The following is a 24051-nucleotide window of genomic DNA, read 5'->3' on the forward strand; positions in this document are numbered from 1 at the left end:
CAAATGCTCCGGCTTTTCCCGGCTTTTACCCTTATCCTGATGATCGGCCCGGTCTGTGCCGGGCTGATCGGGACGATATTACCGGCATTCGGGTATCTTCCGGCGCTTGGCGGCGATGTAATATCGATTGATCCTTGGCGGGATTTGATCAATCAGCCGGGGCTTGGCATTTCGATCCGGTTGTCATTGATCAATGGTTTGATCGCAACACTGATCTCGTTTCTGGTTGTCATACTATTTTGCGCCGCATGGCAGGGAACGCGGATTTTTGGTGTGATGCAGCGATTGCTGTCCCCGATCCTCTCAGTGCCACATGCAGCCGCGGCCTTTGGGCTGGCTTTTCTGATTGCACCAACCGGCTGGATCGTTCGGGCGGTCGCGCCGCTTGCCGGATGGGAACGTCCACCCGATATTGTGACCTTGCAGGATCCGTTGGGGATTGCCCTGATTGCCGGGCTGGTTGCCAAGGAAATTCCGTTTTTATTGTTGATGACGCTGGCGGCCCTGCCGCAGGCAGATGCCGACCGGACGCGGCAGGTGGCCTTGACACTTGGATATGGTCGCGTGGTTGGCTGGCTTAAAGCCGTTCTGCCACGGGTCTATCCGCAAATCCGTTTGCCGATATTGGCGGTGCTGGCCTATTCGACCTCGGTCGTTGATGTCGCGATGATCCTTGGCCCAACAACACCCGCACCGCTGGCGGTGCGCATTCTTGGTTGGCTATCCGATCCGGACCTGTCGCGTCGTTTTCTGGCCTCTGCCGGGGCCATGTTGCAATTTGTTCTTGTAATGATCGCGATGGCGATCTGGTGGGGTGGGGAAAAGCTTGTGGCGTGGTGGGGGCATGTCTGGGCCGAAGGCGGCATGCGCGGGCGACGCGATGATACCGTTCGAAGCTTTGCCGCCGTGACGGCAATCCTCTCGTCGGCTGCGGTGTTTCTGGGCCTGGCAAGTCTTCTGGTCTGGAGCTTTGCCGGGTACTGGTCCTTTCCGGAGTTTCTGCCGCGCAGTTTCAGTCTGCGTCTTTGGATGCGCGAATATGACATGCTAGGTGCAACACTTTGGACCACACTGATGATTGCGGTTCTCTCGGTCGGGGGGGCGATTACCCTGGTTCTGGGATGTCTTGAAAACGAAACCCGCCGGTTTCAAGATCCGGGGCAGGGGGCGATGTTATTGATTTATCTGCCGCTTTTGATGCCGCAAATCAGCTTCATGTTCGGGCTTCAGGTGTTTTTTACCGGCATCGGGCTGGAACGAACGTTGATTTCCGTCGTGATCGTTCATTTGATCTTTGTGCTGCCCTATATCTTTCTCTCACTTGCCGATCCGTTTCGCGCCCTTGACCCTCGATATTTGCAAACTGCCTTATGCCTTGGGGCATCACCGGCGCGGGTGTTCTGGTTGGTGCGCCTACCATTATTGACCCGCGCGGTTCTGACCGCCTTTGCGGTCGGCATTGCGGTCAGTGTCGGGCAGTATCTGCCAACCCTTTTGATCGGGGCGGGGCGATTTGCGACGGTAACGACCGAGGCGGTAGCACTGGCATCAGGCGGAGACCGGCGAATGATCGGGATTTACGGGCTTTTGCAAATGATCCTGCCGTTTGCCGGTTTTGCCCTGGCCCTTCTGATCCCGGCGGTTTTATTCCGCCACCGGCGCGGCATGGGAAACCGAAACAGGATATGATCAGCCGATGAGCAGCACACAAACCAATAACAGCACCCTCGCCCTCGCCCCCGCCACTGCCAAAGGTCTTGAATTACGCCGGGTTTCCATTCGCCTCAATGGGCGTGTACTGGTTGATATCGATACCATCATCAAATCGGGCGAGATCGTGACGCTGATGGGGCCGAGCGGTTCGGGAAAATCAAGTCTGCTGACCTATATTTGCGGAACATTGCCGGTGGGCGGAACCGCCGGGTTTGAGGTCAGCGGGCAGGTTGTTCTGAATGGCCGGGGGCTGGATGGTCTGGCACCACAGGATCGCCATGTCGGTATCCTGTTTCAGGATGATCTTCTGTTTCCGCATTTATCGGTTGGCGGCAATCTGGCGTTTGCCCTGCCATCAAGTGTTCGGGGGCGGTTAGAACGCAGAACGCGTATCGAGGACGCGCTGGAAAGTGCGGGGCTTGGTGGTTTTGCCGACCGTGACCCGGCAACATTGTCCGGCGGGCAGCGTGCGCGTGTCGCCCTGATGCGGGTGTTGCTGTCCGAGCCCGGCGCACTTTTGCTCGATGAACCTTTTTCAAAGCTTGATACCGAGTTACGGGATCAGATCAGGACATTTGTTTTTGAACAGGCGCGGTTGCGTGGTTTGCCAACCCTGATGGTGACCCATGATCCCGATGACGGGGCGGCAGCCGGCGGCAGGATCATAAATCCGGTATAGCATGCACGCGCTTCTTGCATGATTTTCGCGCTGGTCAATCGGTGCGTTTGGTCCTAAGAGAAGCGCACCGCAAAGAATTGTCTTGGGCCCGAAACACGAAATCAAAGGCCCATGCGGCATTGGAGAATGTCGTGAATGTTTCCAGAAGAAATGTATGCGATCGTCCCGGATGCGCTTGATCGTGCAACCTGCAATCGACTGATTGACGGATTTTCGCAAAAACTTGACGATGGTGGCCTTGTTCAGGGCCAGTCGGCAAGCCATATCCGCCGGTCACAGATCACCTGGTTTAACGAGACACAGGAACCGGCCGTCATGCGCCGGATCGTTGACATGGTTGCGGATGTAAACCGCAATGTGTTTGATTTTTCTTTGTCGGAATTCGCCGAAGATGCACAGATTGCCTGCTATGCCGGGGATCAGCGCGGTCACTATGACTGGCACAGCGACGTTGGCGCATCCGATATTGCACGCCGTCGCAAACTGACCATGGTGATCCAGCTATCTGAACCCGACCAGTATGAAGGCGGTTTGTTGCAGCTAAACCCGGCGGGGCATGTTTTTGATGCGCCGATGGAACGTGGCACGGCGATCTTTTTCCCGAGCTTCGTTCTGCACCGCGTCGCCCCGACGACAGCGGGCCTGCGTTATTCGCTTACCCAATGGGTGCATGGAACGCCTTTCCGCTGATCAATACCGTTCCAACCGGTCCAGAAGGCGTGGGTTGTGCCATTTCGGCTGCCGGTCTTCGAGTGCGGCTTCGTGGTGCTGGACGCTGGCATTGTCGGCCTTTTGCTTGTCAAGGCGCAGATTGATCCAGCGCGGAATGATTTCGTTGTTGAAATCTTCCATGAGAAGCACGGCTGCGGTCTCGAAATTATCAAACGGGATACGCGCGATTTCGGCGAAATATTCCGCGAGGCAATCGGGTTTTATGATCAGGCGGTCCGGGACATAACGCAGGGTCATACGGGCCGGAAACACGGTTTCGCATCCGCTCAGTTCGCTTTGCAACGTCACGACATAATCAAGCTGTGCACCGGGATTATGTTCTGTCAGCAACAGGTTTCGACGTTCAAATATTTCCAGCATCAGGCCTACCTGCGTTTATTCGTTTGATAATCAAGATTACCCCCACCTTTCGGGAACGAAAAGGCTTCTTTTCCGGGGCAGGTGGGGCGAATGGCCGCTTATGCGTCAATCCCGCGATGCCGGTTGACAACTGCTTCGTTGACCGGCGGGGCAATTTCAACAAAGCGCGAGCCATCCTGAAAAATCAGGTGCCCCTTGTAGCCGGAGATTTGCAAAGCCTCGCGGAAGATGCCGCGAATATCGTCGCGATTATCAGATTGCAGTGGATTTTCAGTGCGCACGATCAAATCGAACTTGCTGTCTTCGCCTTTGACCAGACCGTCAAGCTGGGTGTGGCCGACTTCGCTGAAAGACAGGTCGAGCAGAAAGCGCGTGCCGGGTTCTTCCCTTTCGCCTTTCTCGTTTTCGTCGTCGCCATGTCGCCATGCCAGACGAACCTGTTCGATTCGTTCCCCCATCTGAAACGGCATCGGCATCACACGCCAGCCATCCGGGCGTTCGTCGGCGGCCATGCCCCGCAATCTGCTGAAATCGCCTTCGAGCTTTTTAAGAATATCGTCGCCGTTCCCGTCAATCGATGACAGGCTGTTGCTGGCGCGATCCCCCAACCAGCCGCGTGCTGTTCCCCCGGGGCCGGTCATGGCGGCAAAAAAGAACATCATCGTGGTGGTCAGTTTCGGTCCGGCCTGCGGAATATTGTTCAACAGAGCCGCTGCCGCGCCCGGATCGTGTTGTGCCAGTGCGGTCACCGCCTGCTGCAAACTGCCCCAGTCTCGTGACAGGGCTGCGTTCTGCCCGCGTGCAATCAATTCTGCCTCTGTCATCGGAGGGGCTTGAGTGCCGCGTCCGGCGGCGGTATTGGCATCGACACTAAACGACAGGGTCGCACCAACCGGGGCTGGAACCGGCAATTTGATGCCGACAACACCGGCAGATGTGCGAAGGGCGGTAAAGCCGTTCGGCAACGTCCGGGCTTCGGCGCTATCGGGTGGCAGAACCGTCCCGGTCAGCACCAGCGGGGTTGCTGTTCCGGCCGCACCTGTACCGCCTGCGACAACCTGACCTGAGATACCCGCACCCGATGGCGTTCCCAGCGCGCCGCCGGTTGTTATAGTGGGTGTCATGGTGCCAGTTGCATTCATGTTGGCAATCTGGGCGGCCTTGCCGGCACTGACGGCACCCTGACCGACAAAGATAACCTGTGTCTGGCTTCCGGCGGGTAACTGACTGCCATTAGGCAAGGTCAGGCTGCTTGTTGTGATGGCGTTAAAGGCCTGGCCGGGGATCAGAACGTTGCCATTGATCCCGGTGGTCGGCAATCCGCCGCCAGTTCCGGTTGTGCCCGGTGTCAGCGTTTGCGGCAGCACCTGAAGGCGAAGGGCGGCTGCGGGATCGCTGCCCTGCTGCGGCTGTCCCTGGGGCATGATCCGCACCCAAAGAAAGTCCCCCAGATTGGTTGGAAGGGGTGTTGGCAGTTTTATATTAACCTGCCCCAGACTGGTCAGAAGAGTCAGTTCATTACCCGAACGCGACTGAACAGACGCCTGAAGCAGGCTTTCGACCGGCAGTTTTGCAATGGCATTGGCGACCTGCTGGGCAGCACTGACCTTAGAAGGCGGCTGTGGACTACCCGATGCCCCGCCGGCCGTCGCACCGCCCTGACCGCCAACGGCAGTGCCTGGTGTTACGGCTTGTGGCGGGAGAGTCATGGCGTCAGCCCTCCAGCAGCTTTTGCGTGATCGCTTCCATATCGTGGGCGGCATCGCAATTGGGATGGCGCATCAGAAGCGGGGTCTGTGACCGAATGCATTCGGAAACACGCGGATCGGCACGTACAACACCCAGAAGTGGCGGGCTGATTTTCAGGAAACCTTCGCAGGCTTTAAGAAGCTTGTTGTAGATCGCCTCGCCTTCCTTGCGGTCCTTGGCCATATTCACCACCACCCGGATATCGGTTTTGGGTCGCGCCATATGTGTGACCTTGATAAAGGCATAGGCATCGGTCAGCGATGTCGGATCACCGTTGGTGATGACAATCACCGTATTGGCAAGGCTGGTCATCTGACGCACGCCCTGATCAACACCCGCGCCAAGGTCGATCAGGACCTTGTCGTAACTTTTACCGGTCTGGATCAAATCATCGGATAGGGCCTGAAGACGGGTCACGGGCAGATTGGCAAGACTGCCCGATCCGCTGCGCCCGGCAATGATGTCAAAGCCGCCATCGGGGAAGGGGGTTACGGCATCGCGCAAACCGATCCGTCCGGAAATCACCCCGCCCAGATCATGTTTGGGCATCAGGCCAAGCTGGATGTCGATGTTGGCAAGGCCAAGATCACCATCAAACAACAGGGCTTTTTTGCCTTCGCGCACCAGCGAATGGGTCAGGGTAATGGCAAACCAGGTCTTGCCCACGCCCCCCTTGCCAGATGCGATGGCAAGGACGTTGCGGCCTTTGGCGCGCGGAGCAGTTTTGGATACTTCATCAGACTTGGCAGTCATTTCACGACCTCGGAGAAACTCGGTTTCGCGTTCTCGGCGCGATGGGACGGTATCAGAAGTTTGGCCAGGGCGACGGGGCTTATTGCGGTTAGACCGTCTGCGACCTGGGCCGTCATACTGACATTGCAAAGGGAAAGATTTCCTGAATCTGCACCGTATAACGCGCCGCCAAGGCGCGATGCAACATCCAGTCGGGAAATCACCATGCGCGCAACGCCGCAATCGGCAAAGGCATTGGCGATATCGGCACATTCGTCGGCATCAATCCCGGCGGGATTGACCAGTACGGGTTCGCTTGGCACAACGGACATGAAATCGCCCAGTGCCTTGATGTCGGCATCGACATAGGGATTGCAGCTTGCCGTGTCGACCAGAACCATGTCGGCATCCCGCATACGGGCAAACTGGGCTTTGAATTCTTCGGGTGTTTTGACCAGTGACAGATTGATGTTCAGGATACGGGTGAATGCCTCAAGCTGGGCCACACCGCCTGCGCGTTTGTAATCGGTGGTCAGAACCGCGACTTTTCGCTTTTTCATCACCGCACGGGCAGCAGTTTTGGCAACCGCCAGCGTTTTGCCGCAACCGGGCGGGCCGACAAAGGCCAAGGCACGCGGCGTGTTTTTTTCCGGCAACGGCGAAAAATCAAAAATCTCGTCCAGTGCAGATGCCAGTAATTGCTGTGCGGTAGTGGCACCGCTTTCGCGGCCCATAAGATCACAAAGCCGCAAACGCAGCCGTTCGGGCAGATTATGACGGACAAGGGCTTCTTGTGCGTGATCAAACAGTTCCTGATGACCCGGAGGGCCTTGATCCGCGATATCGAAATCCAGATCCGGATCGCGATCAAGGGCCGCGGTCAGCCGCACGCCCGTGCCCGGGATATCCTGGGTCGATACGATAATGGCATCCGATCCCATATGCTCTTTGACCAGTGCCATCGCCTCGGTCATGGTCGGGGCGCTGAACGTCTTAAGGCGCATATGCTGTCCCCTCGCAACGGATCATCATATCTGCCCCATGGTTTTGAGTTGGGCCTTGGGATGGATTTCGTTTTGCGACATGACAACCGTGGTGGGCCGGAACCGTTCGACAATGGATCGGACATAGGGACGAATGCCGGGACTGGTCAAAAGAACCGGGCTTTCGCCCATCATGCCAAGTCGCTCGAACGTGGTGCGAACCTTGTTGATGAATTCCTGAAGCTGGCTTGGCGGGATCGAAAGTTGCTTTTCCTCGCCAGAGCCAACCAGACTTTCGGCAAATATCTGTTCCCACTGCGGTGACAGGGTCACCAGCGGGATCACGCCATCATGGTTGGTATTCACATCCGACAACTGTCGTGCCAGGCGGGATCGCACATGTTCGGTCATGAAGGTCGGATTACGCGTAAAGGCGGTGGATTCCGCAATTCCTTCAAGAATGGTCGGCAGATCGCGGATCGATATGCGTTCGGTCAGAAGGTTTTGCAGAACGCGCTGAACCCCGCCAACGGAAACCTGACCCGGTACGATGTCTTCGACCAGTTTTTTCTGGTCGTCGTCGAGCTCGTCCAGAAGCTTCTGGGTTTCGGCATAGGACAGAAGTTCGGGCATGTGGTCCTTGATCACCTCGGTAATATGGGTGGTGATCACGGTTTGCGGGTCAACAACGGTATAGCCACGGAACATGGCCTCTTCCTTCATGCCCTGTTCGATCCACATGGCCGGCAGGTTGAAGGTCGGTTCCATGGTTTTTTCACCGGCAAGGGTGATTTCCTCGCCGCGCGGGTCCATGACCAGCAGCATGTTGGGGCGAAGGTCGCCACGGCCTGCCTCGATTTCCTTGACGCGCAGAACATAGGTATTGGCGGGAAGCTGCATATTGTCCTGAATACGCACACTGGGCATGACAAAGCCCATATCGGTCGCCAACTGACGGCGTAGTGCCTTGATCTGATCGGTCAGCTTCTGGCCGCGTTCGGTGCTGATCAGCGACAGCAGGCCATATCCGAGTTCAAGCCGCACATAATCCATGCGAAGCGCATTGGCGATCGGTTCTTCGGGTGGCGGGCCTGCGGCATCCGCGGCGGTCTGGGCTTCTTCCATCTGGGCGTTGGCGGCGGCTTCTTTCTGTTTTCGGCCCAAATGCCACGCAAGGTAGCCCAGCACAATCGCCAGACCAAGGAACCAGACCATCGGAATGCCTGGCAAAAGCGACATGCCGGCCATCATCGCCGAGGCAACACCAAGAGCTGCGGGGTAATTGCTTACCTGTCCGAAAACGGCCTTTTCAGTTGCGCCGTCAAGGCCGCCCTTGGTGACCAGAAGGCCAGCGGCCGTCGAGACGATCAGGGCGGGAATCTGCGACACCAGACCATCGCCAACAGTCAGGATCGTGTAGGTTTCAGTGGCTTCGGCCAGTGATAGGCCCATCTGGGCGGTGCCGATAATAATGCCGCCGATCACGTTGATGAAGGTAATCAGGATACCTGCAACCGCATCACCGCGGACGAATTTGGATGCACCATCCATGGAACCGAAGAACGAGCTTTCATCTTCCAGTTCCTTGCGGCGTGCCTTGGCCTGCGCTTCGTTGATCAGACCCGATGACAGATCGGCGTCAATCGCCATCTGTTTACCGGGCATGGCATCAAGGGTGAAGCGTGCAGCGACTTCGGCGATACGACCGGAACCCTTGGTGATAACCACAAAGTTGATGATCACAAGGATGGCAAAAACAATAATCCCGATCACGAAATTGCCCGAGATCAGGAAACTGCCGAATGCTTCGATCACCGCACCGGCAGCATGGGTGCCTTCGTGTCCGTGGCCCAGAATCAGACGCGTGGTTGCAATGTTTAGCGCCAGTCGAAGCGACGTCGCGACCAGCAGGATCATCGGGAAAGAGTTGAATTCCAAAGGTTTCTGGATGAATAGCGACGTCATCAGGATCAGCACCGAGAAGCTGATCGACAGGGCGAGCAGGAAGTCGAGCAGCCAGGGCGGCATTGGGAACATCATGACCACAAGGATCAGGATGAAGCCAAGCGCCATGGCGATATCGCCACGTTTCATGGCCGACCGGACGCGTGACTGGATACCAGCCATATTCAGGCCGCCTGCGCTTTGGGGGCCTTGCGACCCGTCAGATCCTGCCGGTGTGATGTCTCGACCGTCGGCCATGTTGACTTCTGGTTACCCTATGTTGCGCGATCCCGGGAATGCATCCCTTGTTCTGATATGGGGTGCACCGGTCGTTTTGTAATAATCAGTCCTGACCATTGCCAGGTTGCGGCACGGCAAGGCCTTCGTCGGTATATTGACGAAGCTTGTTGCGCAGTGTGCGGATCGAAATGCCCAGAATGTTTGCCGCATGGGTGCGGTTGCCAAAGCAATGTTTCAGCGTATCGATGATCAGATCGCGTTCGACATCTGCAACCGTGCGACCGACCAGGGCTGCCGTGACCGATGAATCCGCGTTGGTTTGATCGGCGCCATCCGCATCATGGTCGACCGGTGCTGCCGGGCAGGGTGCTGCATAATCGTCGTGATGATCAGGCAGCGGGGCAGGTGCGTATGGTGCCTGCTGTGCCGGGGGAATCGGACGATAGGCCGCACCACCATAAGCCGCATTGGCATAGGCCGAACTTGCGCGGGACGGCGCACTGGGGGCTGGCTGCGAAGGAGCCGGGGCAGGTGCCGCTGTTTCGGGGGGCGGAGCAGACTGCCAGCCCGGTTCGCTGCTTCCGGCACCCGAAAGCATTATGGCTTCGGGGCCGATTTCCGTCGGACCGGCAATCAGGACGGCGCGGTGCATGGTATTTTCAAGTTCGCGAACATTGCCACGCCAGTGATGGCTACGCAAACGCGTGATTGCCAGCGGGCTGATCGGGCGGATCGGCACATCGTTGGCTTCGGAATATTTTTTTACAAAGAATTCCGCCAGAACCGGAATATCGTCAGGCCGTTCGCGCAGCGAAGGAATATCGAGATTGACGACGTTCAGGCGGAAATAAAGATCTTCACGGAAGTTGCCCGCATTGACTTCGGCCTCAAGATTGCGGTTCGAGGTCGCGAGAATACGGACATCGACCTTGACCGGGCTTTTACCGCCCAGACGGTCGATTTCCTTTTCCTGAATGGCGCGCAGCAGCTTTGCCTGAAGGCGGACATCCATTTCGCTGATTTCATCAAGCAAAAGGGTACCGCCATTGGCTTCTTCAAACTTTCCGATGCGTCGGGCCTGCGCGCCGGTAAATGCACCTTTTTCATGGCCAAACAGTTCGGATTCAAGAAGATTGTCGGGAATCGCAGCACAGTTCACGGCAACGAATGGTTTGTCCGCCCGGTTGGATTTACGATGAACAAAGCGTGATATGATTTCCTTGCCGGTACCGCTTTCGCCCGTAATCAGGATGGAGGCGGAACTGTTGGCGACCTGGGTTGCCAGACGAAGGGTTTCCGCCATGCGGGCATCGCGATGGATCAGGGCATGGCTTTCTTCGGTGACGGCCTCGAAGATGGCGGCAATCAGGTCGGCTTCGGGGGGCAGGGGGATGAATTCCTGGGCACCGGCCTTGATGGCATTGACCGCACCATTGACGTCATTGCCGATGCCACACGCGACAACCGGGACATTGATCCGTTCACGATGCATGGCTTCGATCAAGGCTGCAACATCAAGGGTGATGTCAGCCATGACAAGATCGATACGGTTGCCTGCGCGCAGGATATTCAGCGATGTCGTGACACTTTCGGCCAACTGGACTGTTGCGCCGCGTGCCATCGCGATCTTGCTGGCTGCGCCGATCTGACCGCCCAGTCCACCAACGATCAATACCTGCATAGTCTCATCTCTTTCCGCTTCGTTCCCAATGGCAATTTCAATTGGCGGGTTTCACCGATCAATCGAAATAGCTGACCCGTTTTGACGGGGGCAGGATGGAGTTGATCAGCATTTCCAGACGACGGGGGTTTTCCTGTCGCCCGATGGAGACGGCCCCCACCATATAGACCGAATTCAAAAGTTCTTCTTCGCCCGAGTTGCGTTCAAGTTTGGCAGCAAGCGGCATAAAAACCATGTTTGCCAGAACCGCACCATAGAAAGTCGTCAGAAGGGCAACTGCCATGGACGGCCCGATCGAGGACGGGTCATCAAGGTTGCCCAGCATCTGCACCAGACCGATCAGTGTCCCGATCAGCCCCATGGCCGGCGCGATATCGCCAGCCTTTTTCATGATGTTTGCACCTTTCTGGTGGCGACCGATGGTGGCGTTCATGTCCTTGCGCATGATGGCTTCGACTTCTTCGGGTGGTGTGCCATCGACGACAAGCGACAGTCCCTTCCAAAGATATTCCTCGCTTTGCAGACTGTCGAGATGCCCCTGAAGCGATAGGACCCCGCCTTTGCGGGCGATTTCAGCCAGTTGCAGGATTTGCAGGGCAGCATCGGCAGGGTTGCGCGATTTGTGGAAAATCGTGCGCATCAGAACCTTGCCAGCCCCCAGGAATTCGCCCAGCGCAAAACACACAGCGGTAATCGCAGCCGTGCCGCCGATCACGATCAGAACGGATGGAATATCAATAAATGCCCCGGGCGATCCCCCCAATACGATCGCCGCGATAATAAGTGCGAAGCCAATAGCCAGCCCCGCAACCGTCGCGATATCAAACGACGTTTTAGTCCCCCCGTCCGCCATACCCGCTCATCCTCTCAAAAGACTAGTTTTTCTCGGACTTGATGATTTCCGTCATGGTTACCCCCAGACGGTCTTCGACAACCACCACTTCGCCGCGTGCGACCAGACGGTTGTTTACATAAATATCAATAGCTTCCCCAACCTTGCGGTCAAGCTCTACCACTGCGCCACGCCCCAGTTTTAGCAGCTGACTTACCTGCATGGTTGCTTTTCCAAGGACTGCCGAAACCTGAACGGGAATGTCGTAAACCGCTTCGAGATCCTTGGAGGTCTTCATGGCATCGCTGCCGATCTCGGCGGCGGCCAGAAGTTCGGTACCTTCGCCCTCTAGCTCGATATCATCATTATCGAGTTCCGAGAGTTCAAGATCGTCATCATCGGCCATTTTCGTCTCCTGATCCTTGAGCTTCCTGCGTCACATCGGCTTCTGTTTCGTCCCGGGTATCGGGGTTGCGATCTTCCTGCAACGGGTTCCCATCCTGTTGTCGCGGATCGCTTTTCTCCTCATCCCGGATCTGAGTGTGCGACGCATCATCCTTGGGGGATGTTGGCATATTAACCTGTTCTGTGCCATGACCTTCTTCGATCTGGCCTGTCGGTTGACCGGCTTGGTGTGATCCGGTTCCACTATCCCCGATATGATTATCACCTGTCGGGGCGGCCTGCATTTCGGAAGTATCAGGTTCTGTCGCATAGGTTGGTGTCAAATCATGCCCCGAAACGGTTGTTTCCGGTTTCGCCGACGGGGTTTCTGGACTTGCCGGGCGGGGGGCGGGCGGAAGGTCAGCAAGCCGGGTGTTCTGGACATCAGGATCGCCCATGTCATTTTCTTCAAACTCGTGCTCCTCGCTATGATTTTGAAGGACACGTTCGACGATATCGTTGATTTCGGCCCAGATGCGTTTGGTTTCCCGCACAGCCGTTCCGTCACCCCACGATACATGGCAGTCACCCAGATCAATATCGGGCTCGCCAACAACCGCGACCTTACCCGAAAAACCCCGCGACTGTGCGATTTTTTCAACACTTTCGGAAACCATGTCGCTGATATCGGGGTGGACCTGAACGATCACCTTGGGAACATCGAACAGATTGGCAAGGCACTGACGGACTATGCTTTCGATTTCAGTCAGTTCGAACTGTTTTGACCAGGCTGGGGCGATTTTGCGCATGATGCCGACGGCAACATGAATGGCATCCTCGTTGATGCGGGCATTGGCGCGTTTCTGTTGTTCGTCAATTTGCGCAAGTTTTTCGGCAAGTCTTGCTGACGTATCTGTCAAAGCCTGTTGCAGGGATGACTGGATTTCCGCGCGGCCCTGTTCGACACCGCGCGCAAAGCCCTCTGCGTCGGCGGCCTCGCGCGCAGCTGCCTCGGCCTCTGCGATCATCTGGGCGGCCTGTTCTTCGGTATAAACCGCCGGAGGCGGAGGCGGGGCTTCGTCCTCTTTCTTCTTTTTCTTTTTGCCCAGAGAATAATGTTCATCATCCGAACCGGACGAACGAATGACGTTATCGGCATCATCGAAACTGAGCGAGAATTTGAATTTTTCAATGGCCGTCATATCGAACCGCTGGTTTGATTTGTGCGACAAGCAGGCCGGCGGCCTTACGCCAACCTGCCCATGAATGAACCTTCAGGCATATCAGGTTTCCTGATAAAGCCAGTTGCGAATGATCGACAGGGCCTCTTCCGGGTGCTTTTCGACAATTTCACCAATTTTCTTGACCGAAGATGCTTTAACCCGGCCCTCGACCATCGACAGGTTGATCAGTTCTTCGCCTTCATCACTCATCCCCGGCGCCATCGGTACGGGGGATGGGCCTGTCAATGCGGGGGTGCCGTCTGCGGACATGTCTTCAGACAGCAACTGGCGCTGTGCCATGTCGGCGGCACTTGGCAGTGTTTCGAACGCACGGGTCAGCAGCGGCCTGACCACCAGCAGGATCACAAGGATCGCGACAATTGCCAGCACCAGCATTTCTGCGATGCGGAAGATTTCTGCCTTATCAAGACCAAGGAATGTTTCGACAGCTTCATCCGCGAAGAGGTCTGCTGTATCGGCAAATCTCATATTGATCACTTCGACCTGATCACTGCGCGCCGGGTCATAACCGATTGCGCTACGAACGAGGGCCGCAATCTTTTCCAGATCTTCAGGCGAGCGCTCCTGATAAAGCCGTTCGCCGTTTTCATCTGTTGTGTAGGTGCCATCGACCAGAACCGCCACAGTCACACGCGAAATTTCGCCGATTTCCTTGACCTTGGTGGTCGTGGTTTTGGAAATCTCGTAATTGACAGTTTCCTCGGAACGGGTTTCCTGACTGTTGGTGCCAGCACCCTGTGCTCCACCAAGATTGGGATCCGGAAGATTGTTCTGCAGCGTAACCGGGTCTGCACCCTCTGTCTCGCTGTTGGTCGAGTTTTCATCAATCGTCTGGCTAGAGCGCACCACCCGTTCGTCGGGATTAAATCGCTCGTCCGCTGTCGTCACCTTGTTGAAGTCCATTTCGACAGACACCTCGGCACGAACTTCGCCATAACCAAGGGACCGGGAAAGAAGATCTTCGATCGTGTTGCGCAGACGCGTTTCGTTGCGGATGCGCATCTCATCGGCGGTCTGGGTCAGGAAGGTTGAAGATTGTTCTTCACCCTGACCACGCGCCAGAAGACGACCGCGTTCATCAATGATGGAAACCTTGCTTGGTGTCAGCTGGGGAATAGCCGCAGCAACAAGATGCTGGATCGCTATAACCTGTTCGGGTTTCAGTTCCCCACCGGCCATTTTAACGGCAATTGACGCGCTGGCTTCCTGGGTCTCGCGCGAGAACATCTGACGTTTGGGCAAAACCAGATGTACACGAGCCTGTTGAACGGACTGTATGGAGGCTATGGTACGGGCCAATTCGCCCTCAAGGGCGCGAACATGGTTAATGTTCTGTTCGAAACTTGTTGCACCAAGGCCGCTGCCACTATCGAACACTTCGTACCCGACGGAGCCGCCGGTCGGCAACCCGCTTTCCGCCATTGACAGGCGCATTCGATTGACCTGATCGGCGGGTACAAGAATTTCGGTGCCGTTATTCAGAAGCTGGTAGGAAACCTGCTGTTCTTCGAGACGGTTTACGATCTGGCTCGCATCCGCCGGGTTCAGATCACGATATAGCAACTCCATATTCGGTGCCGAAACACGCAGAATAAGGAATGCAAAAAACACAAGCAGCAACACCCCGACGCCACTGATGGCCATCAGGCGTGTCGGTCCAAGACCTTTAAGCGTTTGCAATAAACCGCCCACGTTCGACTGCTCCGGATCGATTGTTACCACTGTCCCCAATACCGGCAGATGTCCGCACAATAGCTACCAGTATCATCAACGAATAGAAGCGCATATTGAAGAACAGGTTAACGACCGGCAATTATTGCCCAGTAATGTGTTCAAAATTCGCCAGCGATTTGAATCATTTGAATCTTTGGCACGTTCAATATGCTGCCCCCTATGTAGGTATTCTGTTCCCAAAAAAGAAGCCCGGCTAAAAAAAGCCGGGCGAGTCCCTGTAAACATGCAGTGCATCGGGGCAGGAAAACCGCCCCGATGGCCTCAATCAATTACTGTTTGATACGGATCAGCTCGCTGAGCATTTCATCGGTCGTGGTGATCGTCTTGGTGTTTGCCGAATAGGCGCGCTGGGTCACGATCATGTTTGTGAACTCCTCGGCAAGGTCGACGTTCGACGATTCAAGCGCGGATGCCACAACGTTACCTGCACCATTCAGACCCGGCTCACGCAGTAGATAGTCACCCGATTCACGTGTCTGGCGGTAAACGTTGCCAGTATGGTTTTCCATCTCGTCAGGTGCCTCGAAGGTGGCGATCGCCAGTTTGTAAATCGGGCGTTTTACACCGTTGGCAAATTCGACCTGAAGGAAGCCATCTTCGGTGAAGCCGTAGTTAACCATCGAACCTGCCTGCGCACCGTTCTGGTTAATGAAGCGGGTGTCATATTCTACGAGGTTGCCGTTCGAGTCCGAACCTGCGCCAAACTGCGTGATACCATTCGTCAGGCCAACTGTACCGAGATCAATTGTGATCTGGTTTGCATTTGAACCATTGCTCCAGTTAACAGCAATATCCTGATCCACCAGACTTGTTGTTCCGGCATTATCGGTAAAGGTCCGCAGGCTACCATCACCGTTAAAGGTAATGATACCGGACTGGATCAATCCGTTAGGATGAAGGGTCGGATCAAGTTCGTCCGCACCAGTACTGCCTGTCAGTTCAAACCCCCAGCGGTTTTGGCCCAATTTGATAACCTGCAATTCGACAACATGTGCCGATCCAAGGGAATCATAGATTGTCACGGGCATCCTGTTGTTTTCAGCAACAGCCCCTGACGCCAGATTACCTCCTGTATAGGTTGCTGCCAGTGTCGCCGGGAACGGGCCTGTAAAGCCAAGGGCGGTCAGAGGGGTGTTGTTGTTGTTGGTAATCACAACATCCTGATCGGCAAACGAACCGTTAATGGTCAGGGTATCATTGGCACCGGTTGTGGTGGCCGTCGCACTGACGCCCGTCACCGCGCTGATTTTTGTCGCGATGTCTGCCAGCGTATCCGTGCCGGTTATCGTTATTGTCGTGGTGGTACCGTTATAGGTGATATCAAAAGAGTCACCGGCGGCAATACCGGCCTGACCGGCAAGGGCAGCCGTCCCGTTGATGCCCAACGTTGTCGAAACATTCGACCCACCGGCCAGCGGTGTTTCGTTGGCATTAAGGTTTGCCCCGAACTCGATGGTTGTGGTTGACGCCGCTGCTGTCAGGATCGAGTTGATATCAAGAACCTGCAAATCAGAGATCGCCGAACTGTTCGACGTCGTTGCCGTTCCGGTCGGATCAAGAAGACCACCGTTACGATCCGTCGCCCAACCCTGAACGTAATATCCGGCGGTATTGCGCAGATAGCCGTCATCATCCGGTTTGAAATCACCTGCACGTGTGAAGAAAATCTCGTTGTCTGAACCGGGAGTATTCGTATCACGGACAACAAAGAAACCATCACCGGAAATTGCTGCGGCTGTATTTGACGATGTCGCCTGCAACAGGCCCTGTTTGCTGATCAGGGCCGTCGGATGGAACCGCACACCACCGGGGGTGTAACGGGTGTTGGTTGCAGATTCCGTGACAAGCGTTGAAAAACGCCCGACGGTACCCTTGTAACCAACCGTGTTGAGGTTCGAGATGTTATCCGAAATGACGCCCAGGTTTTGCGACTGGGCATTCAGGCCGGATACACCGGAAATCATAGCACCAAAAAGGCTCATTGTATTTCTCCTGCACCTACAGGGTGTTGATCAAAATCCGGATGAAAGCCCTCAGGCTGCTTCGTCCTGTTCGTCTGTTCCGGTATTATTGTTGTCGCCGGTTTCGGTTCCGGTATCCGTGCTGTTCGCGCCAAGTTTGACGTTGGTCAGCGTTCCGAACGGTACAGAAACGTCACCGATACGCAGATAAATATCGTCATCACCAATATCGACGCTGTCGACATTGCCAATGATGCCAATCGCCATCGAGGCCGGTTTACCTTTTTCGTCCTTGAACGTATCACCGTTGGCGGCCATCGGTTTAAGCACGAGGGTATAAGCACCTTCGGCCTGCGCGACGCCGCTATTGTTTTTGCCATCCCAGGTAAAGTTCTGGAGGCCGGAAATGTCGGTGAGATCTTCGGAATAAACCGTCTTGCCGTCTTGATCCTGAACCTGCAATTGCAGGCGCGGAACTTCTGGCGAGATGTTGTATTTGTATTTGAGCTCGCCACCCTCTTCGAGCCAGTTGGTATCACCAACAGCCTCGATTTCTGCCCCGACATAGGACAGGGCGGAAAGCTGACGCTGCTGGCTTTGCATCGCAAGCAGGTTTTCAAGGTTCTTGTTGCTCTGGATTCCTTGCTCCACCTGGGCGAACTGGCTCAGCTGGTCGGTGAATTTGTCACTTTCCATCGGCGAGGTCGGATCCTGGTTCTTGAGCTGGGTGGTCAACAGCGTCAGGAACGTGTCGAAGTTCTGGGCCAACTGGCTGGCGGAGCTGCTGGAGGCAGCATTTGTATTGTTTCCTGCCACGCCAATATTGGTAGTTGATGAAACGGTCATGGTCCTGTTCCCCTACCTTTCCTAAATCCGGATATCAACGAGGCCGTTGGGATTGATCCCATAGCCAATCGCGACATGCTCAGCGAGCTCGGCACCACTCATGACATCGCCTTCATCAGGCATGCTGCCAGAATTGTTTGCCATTCTGGATTGGCCGTTGCCTTCCTGGCTTTGGCCGCCTTCGTTCCTGTGCTCGAAGGTGAAACTTTGGCTGTCTGCGTTCAGGCCAGCATCCTTGAGCGCCTGTTGCAGAGCACGTGAATCCTGACGGAGCATGTCGAGTGTTTCGCGTGTATCGGCCTGAATGACGCCCTGAACACGGCCATCATGGCTGATTTCAAGTTTCACATCGACCCGGCCCAAATGTTCGGGGCGCAGTTGGACCGAAATTTTGTCCACACCCTCGCTGGCGGCATTGCGGATATGAACCGCGACCTGCTGTTGCACCTGCTGGGCGGGGGCGCTGCGCGCCGTATGCGCGGTTTGCCCGGCAGAATTGCCTTGGGTCAGGTTGCTGTTGCCGGTAAGCGTTCCATTGGCTGTCTGACTTGTACTTTCGCTTGATCCGGTTGCATTGATGGTTGTTGCTGCATTACCGGTCGTTGCGGTCTGTGCCTGTACGCCTGGTTGCATATTCGGCACATTTGCCGCAGCAGCCATTGCCTGCTGAGCGGCCTGACTGGTGCCGTTCGCAGCCGTCGCATTACCCGTCGAAGCAGGGTTTTGCTGAGCCGCGCTGCTGTTTGCGTTCGCAGCACTGGTGCTGGTGCCCGAGTTCTCTGTTTTTGTGCCGGATTTGCTATTACCTTCGCCGCTCATGGCATCAACGACCTTGGCGATAAAGCTGTCATTGTCGTCGGCAGCGGAGCCGGTTCCATCCAGACCGTTAAGAGCAGATTTTGCCGTTGCACCCGCTGCGGGTTGCGATAGGGCGGTGGAATTCATCAATCCGTCAGTAGTGCCCTCGGCATTCTGCGCCGGATTTGCTGAAACAGGCTGAGCCGTTGTTCCTGCGACTTCCGTCGCTGTCCGCGTAACCGTACTTCCAGATGTTTGCGGGGGAGCAGCCGGATTGACAGCGGGTACCGCGACCATATTCGGATCAATCGTCTGCTCATCTTGCGAAGCAGGATCTGCAGAAGCGACAGTTTCGTCTTTCACCTTCGCAGGCTGATCGGCATTGGCCGCTTCATCATTCTGCCCGCCAGAAGCTTCTTTGGAATCATTCGTTGGTGCCGTTTGGGTTTCATCCAGATCGTCGCGTGTGTTGTCACCCTTTTTATCGGCTACATCACGTGCCGGGTTGGCATCATCACCGGTGTCCGCTGCGTTGACATCGTCATAACGATCACGGTCATCATTATTGACAGGGGTATTGGTCCGCGGTGCATCGGGTTTGGTATAATCATCGCGCGACTTGCTGCTTGCGGTGTCGCTGCGTCTTGCCTCTATATTCTCGCGGATTTGTGCATGGGCATTTTTTGCCGTGTCATGTTGGACCTGAGCGTTGCGTTCTGCCCAGTTGTCAGTGATCTGCTCCATCACGTCGCCAAAGGATACGTCGCTGCTGGCAGACGCAGTTTGGCCCGGAATGGATACGGTAGGAGATGCCGATCTGATAATCGCAGAGCTGTTCATGACATGGTCCTTCTTAAAACAGTGTCACAACATCTGCAAAAGACGGGCCAGTTTTGAGCGTTAAGAAACTCTATATAAAACAACTACTTGGCCTATGTCTCGATCAGAAGGTATTTTTTGCCGGGCTTTCTTTTCCTTAAACGTCATCAACAAAAAAGCCCCCGAGTGGGGGCTTGAAATGGTACGCGGACACGGTACTACGCCAAGAAAAGCTAGGCAGAAATTGACAAACCGGAAGACCGCAGCCGATTCTGATTCTCGTCAGTAGATGCGTGGGAACGCTGATGCGGAACAGGTTGCATTTGAGGACGAGGCTGGCTTTGCTGAACCGCCATAATAGCCTGACGCATATCGTCTTCACTTTTGTCTGCAAGAGCGGCCCAGGAATCACGCAAAGGCGTCAAAAGGCGGATAACTTCATTTGCCGCGTCGGCGCTATTGTGGCGATCAACATCCATCAACCGGATCATACAGTGGGTATATAAACGTTCAAGGTTGGCAGCGATTTCACCACCTTGATCCATATCCAGTGTGTTCGACAGATGTGCAATAAGTTCCTGTGCCTTGCAATTGGCATTGCAGCGTCTCTGGATATCTTTGTCTTCGATCGCGCGAAGAGCTTCCTGCAAGCACGACAGCGTCTTCTCAAACAGCATGAAAACCATCTTGGCGGGGGATGCTGTATTGACTTGCTGATTCTTGTACGTCTGTGCTGCACGTTCGTTCATGCTACACTCCTTGGTCTGCTAGGCGTCCTGTCAGTGTGCATGTATGGCAGCAAAAAGTTAATTCTTATCTTTTCCTGCCGCCATCAATTCATCGAGAGAGTTCTGGATGTTCTTCATGCGGGCCAAGGCCGTTTCCATGTTGATGAACCGGTCCATCAGGTTTTCACGCTGGCTTGCCAGACGCTCATCAATCCGATCAATCTTGTCTTGATAGGATGTGTTCTGGGTTTCGAGTGCAGTGATTTCCTGGCTTAGGGTGCCGGATTCATCTTTCAACAGCGAATCGAGTTCGAAAAAGATCTGAGCCCCGATGCCTTTGCTTGTGTTTAATGTTGCGGTGCTTGCGGCATTTCCGTCACCGCTATAGATCAAGCGCAGACCATCGGCGGTCGTTACGGTATTTCCGTTGATCATGGCTGTCTTGCCTGTGGTTGTAACACCGTCAACGGTTATATCATACGTAACACTATTCAGTGTGCCACCGGATGCATCTATATTAAAGCTGTATTCCGCAGCATTGGTTTTGCCACTGAAGCCTGTCATGGTCAAATCCGAATTGTCGGATTTGCTGCGGAACAGGAAGAGCTCCATAACTTCATCTGGCTCTTTAAGAAGAGCATCGTTCAATTTGGTTTCGTCAATTTTAAGCGTGTTATTGAGCAAGGAATCCTGGTTGGTGCCGTACGCAATAAAATCAATGCCGATTTCAGCCAGAACCGAATAATCATCCTTGCCGGCCCTGTCGGTCACGCCTTGGGCGAATGAACCTGCAATTTGCTGTAACGCGGATTCAATGGTTTTAACTGTCGAATTGCCCAGCAGAATAGCATCTTCGGATGCCTCGCCTGTGGTCGGATCAACAAATGTTTTTTCGTTGATAAAGGATTGCACGGCATTATATGCGTCAACAAAACCCACGATGGCTGTTTTGGCCTGATTCAAGTCCTGTTCAACATCAATTTTGATCTTTGTTCCGGGTTCCGCATCATAAAGGCTGATGCTCAACCCGTCGACAAGATCCGAAAACTCGTTTGAAGAACGGCTAACAGTAACCCCGTCAAGTTTGATTAGGGCATTGTTTCCACCATCAATCACGTTTGCCGCGTTGATGGTGGTTGGATCACTTAGAACGCCAAGATTTTGCAGAACTGCACCAGTGTCATCGCTAAAGGAAATCCGATTGTCTTCGCCTTCTGATGTCGAAGTAAAGATCAGTGTGCTTTCCGTCGGCGAGACTTTGATTACAGAGGCCTGAACGCCTGTGCTGTCCGTGAGGTTGTTAATCTTGTCGCGAATATCCTGCAAGGTATCACCAGCATTCACGGTAATTTGCGAGCTTCCCGTGCCGCCGGTAATCGTAAATTGGCCTGTACCGGATATTCCTGTCGCATCTGCGCCAGCTGCGACACCAATCGTGTCACTTGAAAGCTTGTGTTTGGTCGCGATTTGATCGACTTCAAAAGAGTAGGAGCCGGTTGCCGCAGCATTGGATGCGGTGATACCAATCAACTCGCCTGCAGTGGTCGAACTGTCGGTCGATGCATATATCTGTTTTGACTCGAAAATATTCTTCGATTTGTCAAAGCTGGTCGCCCCATAAAGATTCGCCATGGAATCCTTGAGCGTTCCCATCAATTTCTGAAGATCTTTCAGAGCTTTCAGTTTGTCGTCATTGGACTCAATCCGTTTTTCCAGAGAGTCCGCAGGAATGCGACGTGCAGCGATCATCTTGTCGACAACATCAACAAAGTCGATGTTCGAAGATCCGCCCGAAAGTTGGATTCGGCCGTTGTCGCCAACATAGATGTTATTCAGGTTTACGCTGCTCATTTGGTTAGCTCCCTGGGCACGTCGGTAGGCAACTATTGCACTTCTTGCCTTAACACGGTTTTCTACGCAAGAAGCGTGCCTTTTCCGGAAAGCCCGATCGCTGAATTAAATTTCTTCGTCAATGATACTGCCAAGATATTCCCGGATTTGCGAGAATAAATGCTGCAACTCTTTTGACGGAATTTCACGAAGAACTTCGCCGTTTGACCGATCCGTAACTTTGGCGATGACACGTCCGGTATCCTGATTGAAGTTCAGTTCGATACGGGCATTGGCATCGGCAAGTTCGGGGATATCAAGTGAGGACAAAGCTTTTTGAAGTCTGTGTCCGGCATCTGCCTGAGCAGGGCCTTTGGTGTCGAATGAAGGCTTTGCTGAAATCGAAACAGACTGGCCAGCTGCATTGTTTGACGCAGTAGGTGCTGAACCAGAAACTGATCCTGCAGAACGTTGATTTTGATATGCGCTTACAATTTCCATCTGACCCTCCTATGCCGCCTTTGCGACAAAGGATAATCCGGATGAAGGATGGGAGGTAAACTCCCATCCTTCCTCGGATATCCGGATTACTGCAGCAGACGCAGCAGGTTCTGCGGCATCTGGTTTGCCTGAGCCAACATCGCGACACCAGACTGAACCAGGATCTGTTTCGAGGTGAACGCGGTCATCTCGGCAGCAACATCAAGGTCCATCAGGGTGGAACGAGCCGATTCAGTGTTTTCCTGCGTAGAAGCAAGGTTCTGACCGGCGAAGTCCAGACGGTTCTGATAGGTACCAATCGCAGCACGTGCGCGCTGCAGATCGTCGATCGCGGTTGTGACAACTTCAACAGTCGCCTGGGCACGTGCGGCCGTGGTGATATCCACAGTAGCAGCATTCAGGGCCGTACCGGTACCAGCAGCACCCGTACCCAAGGTTGCAGTGTCAACTGCCGTCAGGGTAATTCCAAGACGGTCGTTTGCTGTGTTGCCACCGCCGACCTGGAAGTCGATGCTTGCGGGCAACTGCTGACCACTATTGGCAGCCATGTTGACCGTGCTGGCCGTTGTATCAATAACCGCACCACCAATGGTAAAGGCGGTTGCTGTGCCGAAGTCATTCGCCCCGCCAGCGCCAGCCCCAACAACGTCAACGTTATCGGTGAAGTTATCGTTGATGTCGATGGTCAGGCCAAGCTGGTCGAAGTTCAGGGTGCCGGTATCACCTGCGGTCATGGCTTTGCTGCCACCGGTCAGGTAATCGGTCACATCAATCGACTGGGTCAGCGGCGCATCAGCGCCGGCAGTCAAGTCGACATTTGCGGTAACGGTCATGATGATCTGGGTGCCGCCACCGCCAACAGTAACTTCGTTGATCGAAACCGAGAAGTTGTTGTCGGTTACGCCGTCCTGTTCACCATCCGATGCCCACAGATTGTTATCGGTAATGCCAAAGCCGCTGAAACCGGTTGCCGGGGTCAGTGCCGCGCCAGAACCACCGGTATCAAGATCGGCATAATTAAGGGCAACATCGCCACCATCGCCAAGCAACTGAATGCCGTTGAAGTTGGTCGAGGACGAAATACGATCAATCTCGTCACGGAGCTGGGTGAATTCGTCGTTGAGGAAGCCGCGTTCGGTATCGGACAGGTTGCCCGAGGAAGACTGAACAGCGAGCGTTTTCATGCGAACGAGAATGTCATCAATGGTTGCCATGCCGCCATCGGCGATCTGCAGCATCGAGTTGGCCTGGCCAACGTTGGTGGATGCTGTTTTGAGTGCCTGGGTGGTCGCATTCAGACGGGCACCGATAGCCATGGAAGCCGCATCGTCACGTGCGGAAACAACACGCGTACCGGACGACAGTTTCGACAGCGAACGGGTCGCCATTTCATCAGAAGCCGAAAGGTTACGGTGAGCAACGTTGGCAGCATAGTTGGAAATAATATTAAGAGCCATGGTGTAATCTCCTACTTGGATAGCTCGGAACGGCATCTTGCCATTCTTGAACCTGGCAACAGCGCCAGATAGTTCCCAAGGATCTTCCTGATCAATGAAAACTG

At 54.8% G+C, this 24051-nt stretch carries 20 protein-coding genes; 3 read left to right on the forward strand and 17 right to left on the reverse strand.

Annotation, left to right across the window (positions count from 1 at the left end; genetic code table 11):
• Window positions 1-3 precede the first annotated feature (3 nt).
• The 3 genes from P8T57_RS13145 to P8T57_RS13155 all read left to right on the forward strand — a co-directional run bounded on the left by P8T57_RS13145 (window position 4) and on the right by P8T57_RS13155 (window position 3082).
• Complete coding sequence (locus tag P8T57_RS13145; protein ID WP_341363352.1) at window positions 4-1689, forward strand: ABC transporter permease subunit; 1686 nt, start codon at window positions 4-6, stop codon at window positions 1687-1689.
• 7 nt (window positions 1690-1696) lie between these two features.
• A complete protein-coding gene (locus P8T57_RS13150; protein ID WP_063095176.1) occupies window positions 1697-2392 on the forward strand; it encodes an ATP-binding cassette domain-containing protein in 696 nt (231 codons plus the stop codon).
• Between the two features lie 135 nt (window positions 2393-2527).
• A complete protein-coding gene (locus P8T57_RS13155) occupies window positions 2528-3082 on the forward strand; it encodes a 2OG-Fe(II) oxygenase (RefSeq protein WP_063095174.1) in 555 nt (184 codons plus the stop codon).
• On the opposite strand, the gene P8T57_RS13160 is transcribed toward P8T57_RS13155, so the two are convergent.
• The 17 genes from P8T57_RS13160 to P8T57_RS13240 all read right to left on the reverse strand — a co-directional run bounded on the left by P8T57_RS13160 (window position 3083) and on the right by P8T57_RS13240 (window position 23947).
• Entirely contained in the window at window positions 3083-3484 is a 402-nt protein-coding gene (locus tag P8T57_RS13160; protein ID WP_007091331.1) for a hypothetical protein, read from the reverse strand. It abuts the gene before it with no gap.
• Window positions 3485-3582: 98 nt separating this feature from the next.
• Entirely contained in the window at window positions 3583-5193 is a 1611-nt protein-coding gene (locus P8T57_RS13165; RefSeq protein WP_341363353.1) for a hypothetical protein, read from the reverse strand.
• A 4-nt stretch (window positions 5194-5197) separates the two neighbouring features.
• Window positions 5198-5986, reverse strand: a complete 789-nt coding sequence (locus P8T57_RS13170; RefSeq protein ID WP_037989531.1) for a MinD/ParA family protein — start codon at window positions 5984-5986, stop codon at window positions 5198-5200.
• Complete coding sequence (locus P8T57_RS13175; RefSeq protein WP_341363354.1) at window positions 5983-6969, reverse strand: GTP-binding protein; 987 nt, start codon at window positions 6967-6969, stop codon at window positions 5983-5985. Before P8T57_RS13175 ends, P8T57_RS13170 begins: the two co-directional genes overlap by 4 nt.
• Before the next feature lie 24 nt (window positions 6970-6993).
• Complete coding sequence (gene flhA, locus P8T57_RS13180; protein ID WP_007091335.1) at window positions 6994-9150, reverse strand: flagellar biosynthesis protein FlhA; 2157 nt, start codon at window positions 9148-9150, stop codon at window positions 6994-6996.
• An 85-nt stretch (window positions 9151-9235) separates the two neighbouring features.
• Window positions 9236-10813, reverse strand: coding sequence for a sigma-54 dependent transcriptional regulator (locus tag P8T57_RS13185; RefSeq protein ID WP_341363355.1), 1578 nt, complete (start codon window positions 10811-10813; stop codon window positions 9236-9238).
• Window positions 10814-10871: 58 nt separating this feature from the next.
• On the reverse strand, window positions 10872-11666 hold the full coding sequence (locus tag P8T57_RS13190) for a MotA/TolQ/ExbB proton channel family protein (RefSeq protein ID WP_007091337.1): 795 nt from the start codon (window positions 11664-11666) through the stop codon (window positions 10872-10874).
• Window positions 11667-11688: 22 nt separating this feature from the next.
• Window positions 11689-12051, reverse strand: coding sequence for a flagellar motor switch protein FliN (gene fliN / locus P8T57_RS13195; RefSeq protein WP_007091338.1), 363 nt, complete (start codon window positions 12049-12051; stop codon window positions 11689-11691).
• Window positions 12041-13231: a FliH/SctL family protein gene (locus P8T57_RS13200; RefSeq protein WP_341363356.1), complete on the reverse strand. Its 1191-nt coding sequence runs from the start codon at window positions 13229-13231 to the stop codon at window positions 12041-12043. The genes fliN and P8T57_RS13200 overlap by 11 nt, the downstream gene beginning before the upstream one ends.
• An 81-nt stretch (window positions 13232-13312) precedes the next feature.
• Window positions 13313-14965, reverse strand: a complete 1653-nt coding sequence (gene fliF / locus P8T57_RS13205) for a flagellar basal-body MS-ring/collar protein FliF (RefSeq protein ID WP_083379450.1) — start codon at window positions 14963-14965, stop codon at window positions 13313-13315.
• Window positions 14966-15276: 311 nt separating this feature from the next.
• Window positions 15277-16989, reverse strand: a complete 1713-nt coding sequence (locus P8T57_RS13210; protein ID WP_114095378.1) for a flagellar hook-basal body complex protein — start codon at window positions 16987-16989, stop codon at window positions 15277-15279.
• A gap of 51 nt (window positions 16990-17040) precedes the next feature.
• Window positions 17041-17814, reverse strand: coding sequence for a flagellar hook capping FlgD N-terminal domain-containing protein (locus P8T57_RS13215; protein WP_114095377.1), 774 nt, complete (start codon window positions 17812-17814; stop codon window positions 17041-17043).
• A gap of 21 nt (window positions 17815-17835) precedes the next feature.
• Window positions 17836-19452 (reverse strand): flagellar hook-length control protein FliK, encoded by a 1617-nt coding sequence (locus tag P8T57_RS13220; RefSeq protein WP_341363357.1) that lies wholly within the window; start codon window positions 19450-19452, stop codon window positions 17836-17838.
• 212 nt (window positions 19453-19664) lie between these two features.
• Window positions 19665-20180 (reverse strand): flagellar export chaperone FliS, encoded by a 516-nt coding sequence (fliS, locus tag P8T57_RS13225; protein WP_341363358.1) that lies wholly within the window; start codon window positions 20178-20180, stop codon window positions 19665-19667.
• 57 nt (window positions 20181-20237) lie between these two features.
• Window positions 20238-22010 (reverse strand): flagellar filament capping protein FliD, encoded by a 1773-nt coding sequence (fliD, locus tag P8T57_RS13230; protein ID WP_341363359.1) that lies wholly within the window; start codon window positions 22008-22010, stop codon window positions 20238-20240.
• A 105-nt stretch (window positions 22011-22115) separates the two neighbouring features.
• Window positions 22116-22490 (reverse strand): flagellar protein FlaG, encoded by a 375-nt coding sequence (locus P8T57_RS13235; RefSeq protein WP_071241088.1) that lies wholly within the window; start codon window positions 22488-22490, stop codon window positions 22116-22118.
• An 86-nt stretch (window positions 22491-22576) separates the two neighbouring features.
• On the reverse strand, window positions 22577-23947 hold the full coding sequence (locus tag P8T57_RS13240) for a flagellin (protein WP_341363360.1): 1371 nt from the start codon (window positions 23945-23947) through the stop codon (window positions 22577-22579).
• Window positions 23948-24051: the final 104 nt, after the last annotated feature.

Source organism: Thalassospira sp. SN3W, assembly GCF_038070535.1.
In the GTDB taxonomy this organism is placed as follows: Bacteria; Pseudomonadota; Alphaproteobacteria; order Rhodospirillales; family Thalassospiraceae; genus Thalassospira; species Thalassospira xiamenensis.

Excerpts from the sequence above, each read along its gene's own strand:
- P8T57_RS13235 (WP_071241088.1), bottom strand. The coding sequence starts at position 22,490 with ATGGAAATTGTAAGCGCATATCAAAATCAACGTTCTGCAGGATCAGTT.
- P8T57_RS13240 (WP_341363360.1), bottom strand. The coding sequence starts at position 23,947 with ATGGCTCTTAATATTATTTCCAACTATGCTGCCAACGTTGCTCACCGT.
- fliD (WP_341363359.1), bottom strand. The coding sequence starts at position 22,010 with ATGAGCAGCGTAAACCTGAATAACATCTATGTTGGCGACAACGGCCGA.
- P8T57_RS13210 (WP_114095378.1), bottom strand. The coding sequence starts at position 16,989 with ATGAGCCTTTTTGGTGCTATGATTTCCGGTGTATCCGGCCTGAATGCC.
- P8T57_RS13145 (WP_341363352.1), top strand. The coding sequence starts at position 4 with ATGCTCCGGCTTTTCCCGGCTTTTACCCTTATCCTGATGATCGGCCCG.
- fliS (WP_341363358.1), bottom strand. The coding sequence starts at position 20,180 with ATGAACGAACGTGCAGCACAGACGTACAAGAATCAGCAAGTCAATACA.
- P8T57_RS13170 (WP_037989531.1), bottom strand. The coding sequence starts at position 5,986 with ATGACTGCCAAGTCTGATGAAGTATCCAAAACTGCTCCGCGCGCCAAA.
- P8T57_RS13220 (WP_341363357.1), bottom strand. The coding sequence starts at position 19,452 with ATGAACAGCTCTGCGATTATCAGATCGGCATCTCCTACCGTATCCATT.
- P8T57_RS13200 (WP_341363356.1), bottom strand. The coding sequence starts at position 13,231 with ATGACGGCCATTGAAAAATTCAAATTCTCGCTCAGTTTCGATGATGCC.
- P8T57_RS13175 (WP_341363354.1), bottom strand. The coding sequence starts at position 6,969 with ATGCGCCTTAAGACGTTCAGCGCCCCGACCATGACCGAGGCGATGGCA.
- P8T57_RS13215 (WP_114095377.1), bottom strand. The coding sequence starts at position 17,814 with ATGACCGTTTCATCAACTACCAATATTGGCGTGGCAGGAAACAATACA.
- flhA (WP_007091335.1), bottom strand. The coding sequence starts at position 9,150 with ATGGCCGACGGTCGAGACATCACACCGGCAGGATCTGACGGGTCGCAA.
- P8T57_RS13155 (WP_063095174.1), top strand. The coding sequence starts at position 2,528 with ATGTTTCCAGAAGAAATGTATGCGATCGTCCCGGATGCGCTTGATCGT.
- P8T57_RS13165 (WP_341363353.1), bottom strand. The coding sequence starts at position 5,193 with ATGACTCTCCCGCCACAAGCCGTAACACCAGGCACTGCCGTTGGCGGT.
- P8T57_RS13150 (WP_063095176.1), top strand. The coding sequence starts at position 1,697 with ATGAGCAGCACACAAACCAATAACAGCACCCTCGCCCTCGCCCCCGCC.
- fliN (WP_007091338.1), bottom strand. The coding sequence starts at position 12,051 with ATGGCCGATGATGACGATCTTGAACTCTCGGAACTCGATAATGATGAT.
- P8T57_RS13190 (WP_007091337.1), bottom strand. The coding sequence starts at position 11,666 with ATGGCGGACGGGGGGACTAAAACGTCGTTTGATATCGCGACGGTTGCG.
- P8T57_RS13185 (WP_341363355.1), bottom strand. The coding sequence starts at position 10,813 with ATGCAGGTATTGATCGTTGGTGGACTGGGCGGTCAGATCGGCGCAGCC.
- P8T57_RS13160 (WP_007091331.1), bottom strand. The coding sequence starts at position 3,484 with ATGCTGGAAATATTTGAACGTCGAAACCTGTTGCTGACAGAACATAAT.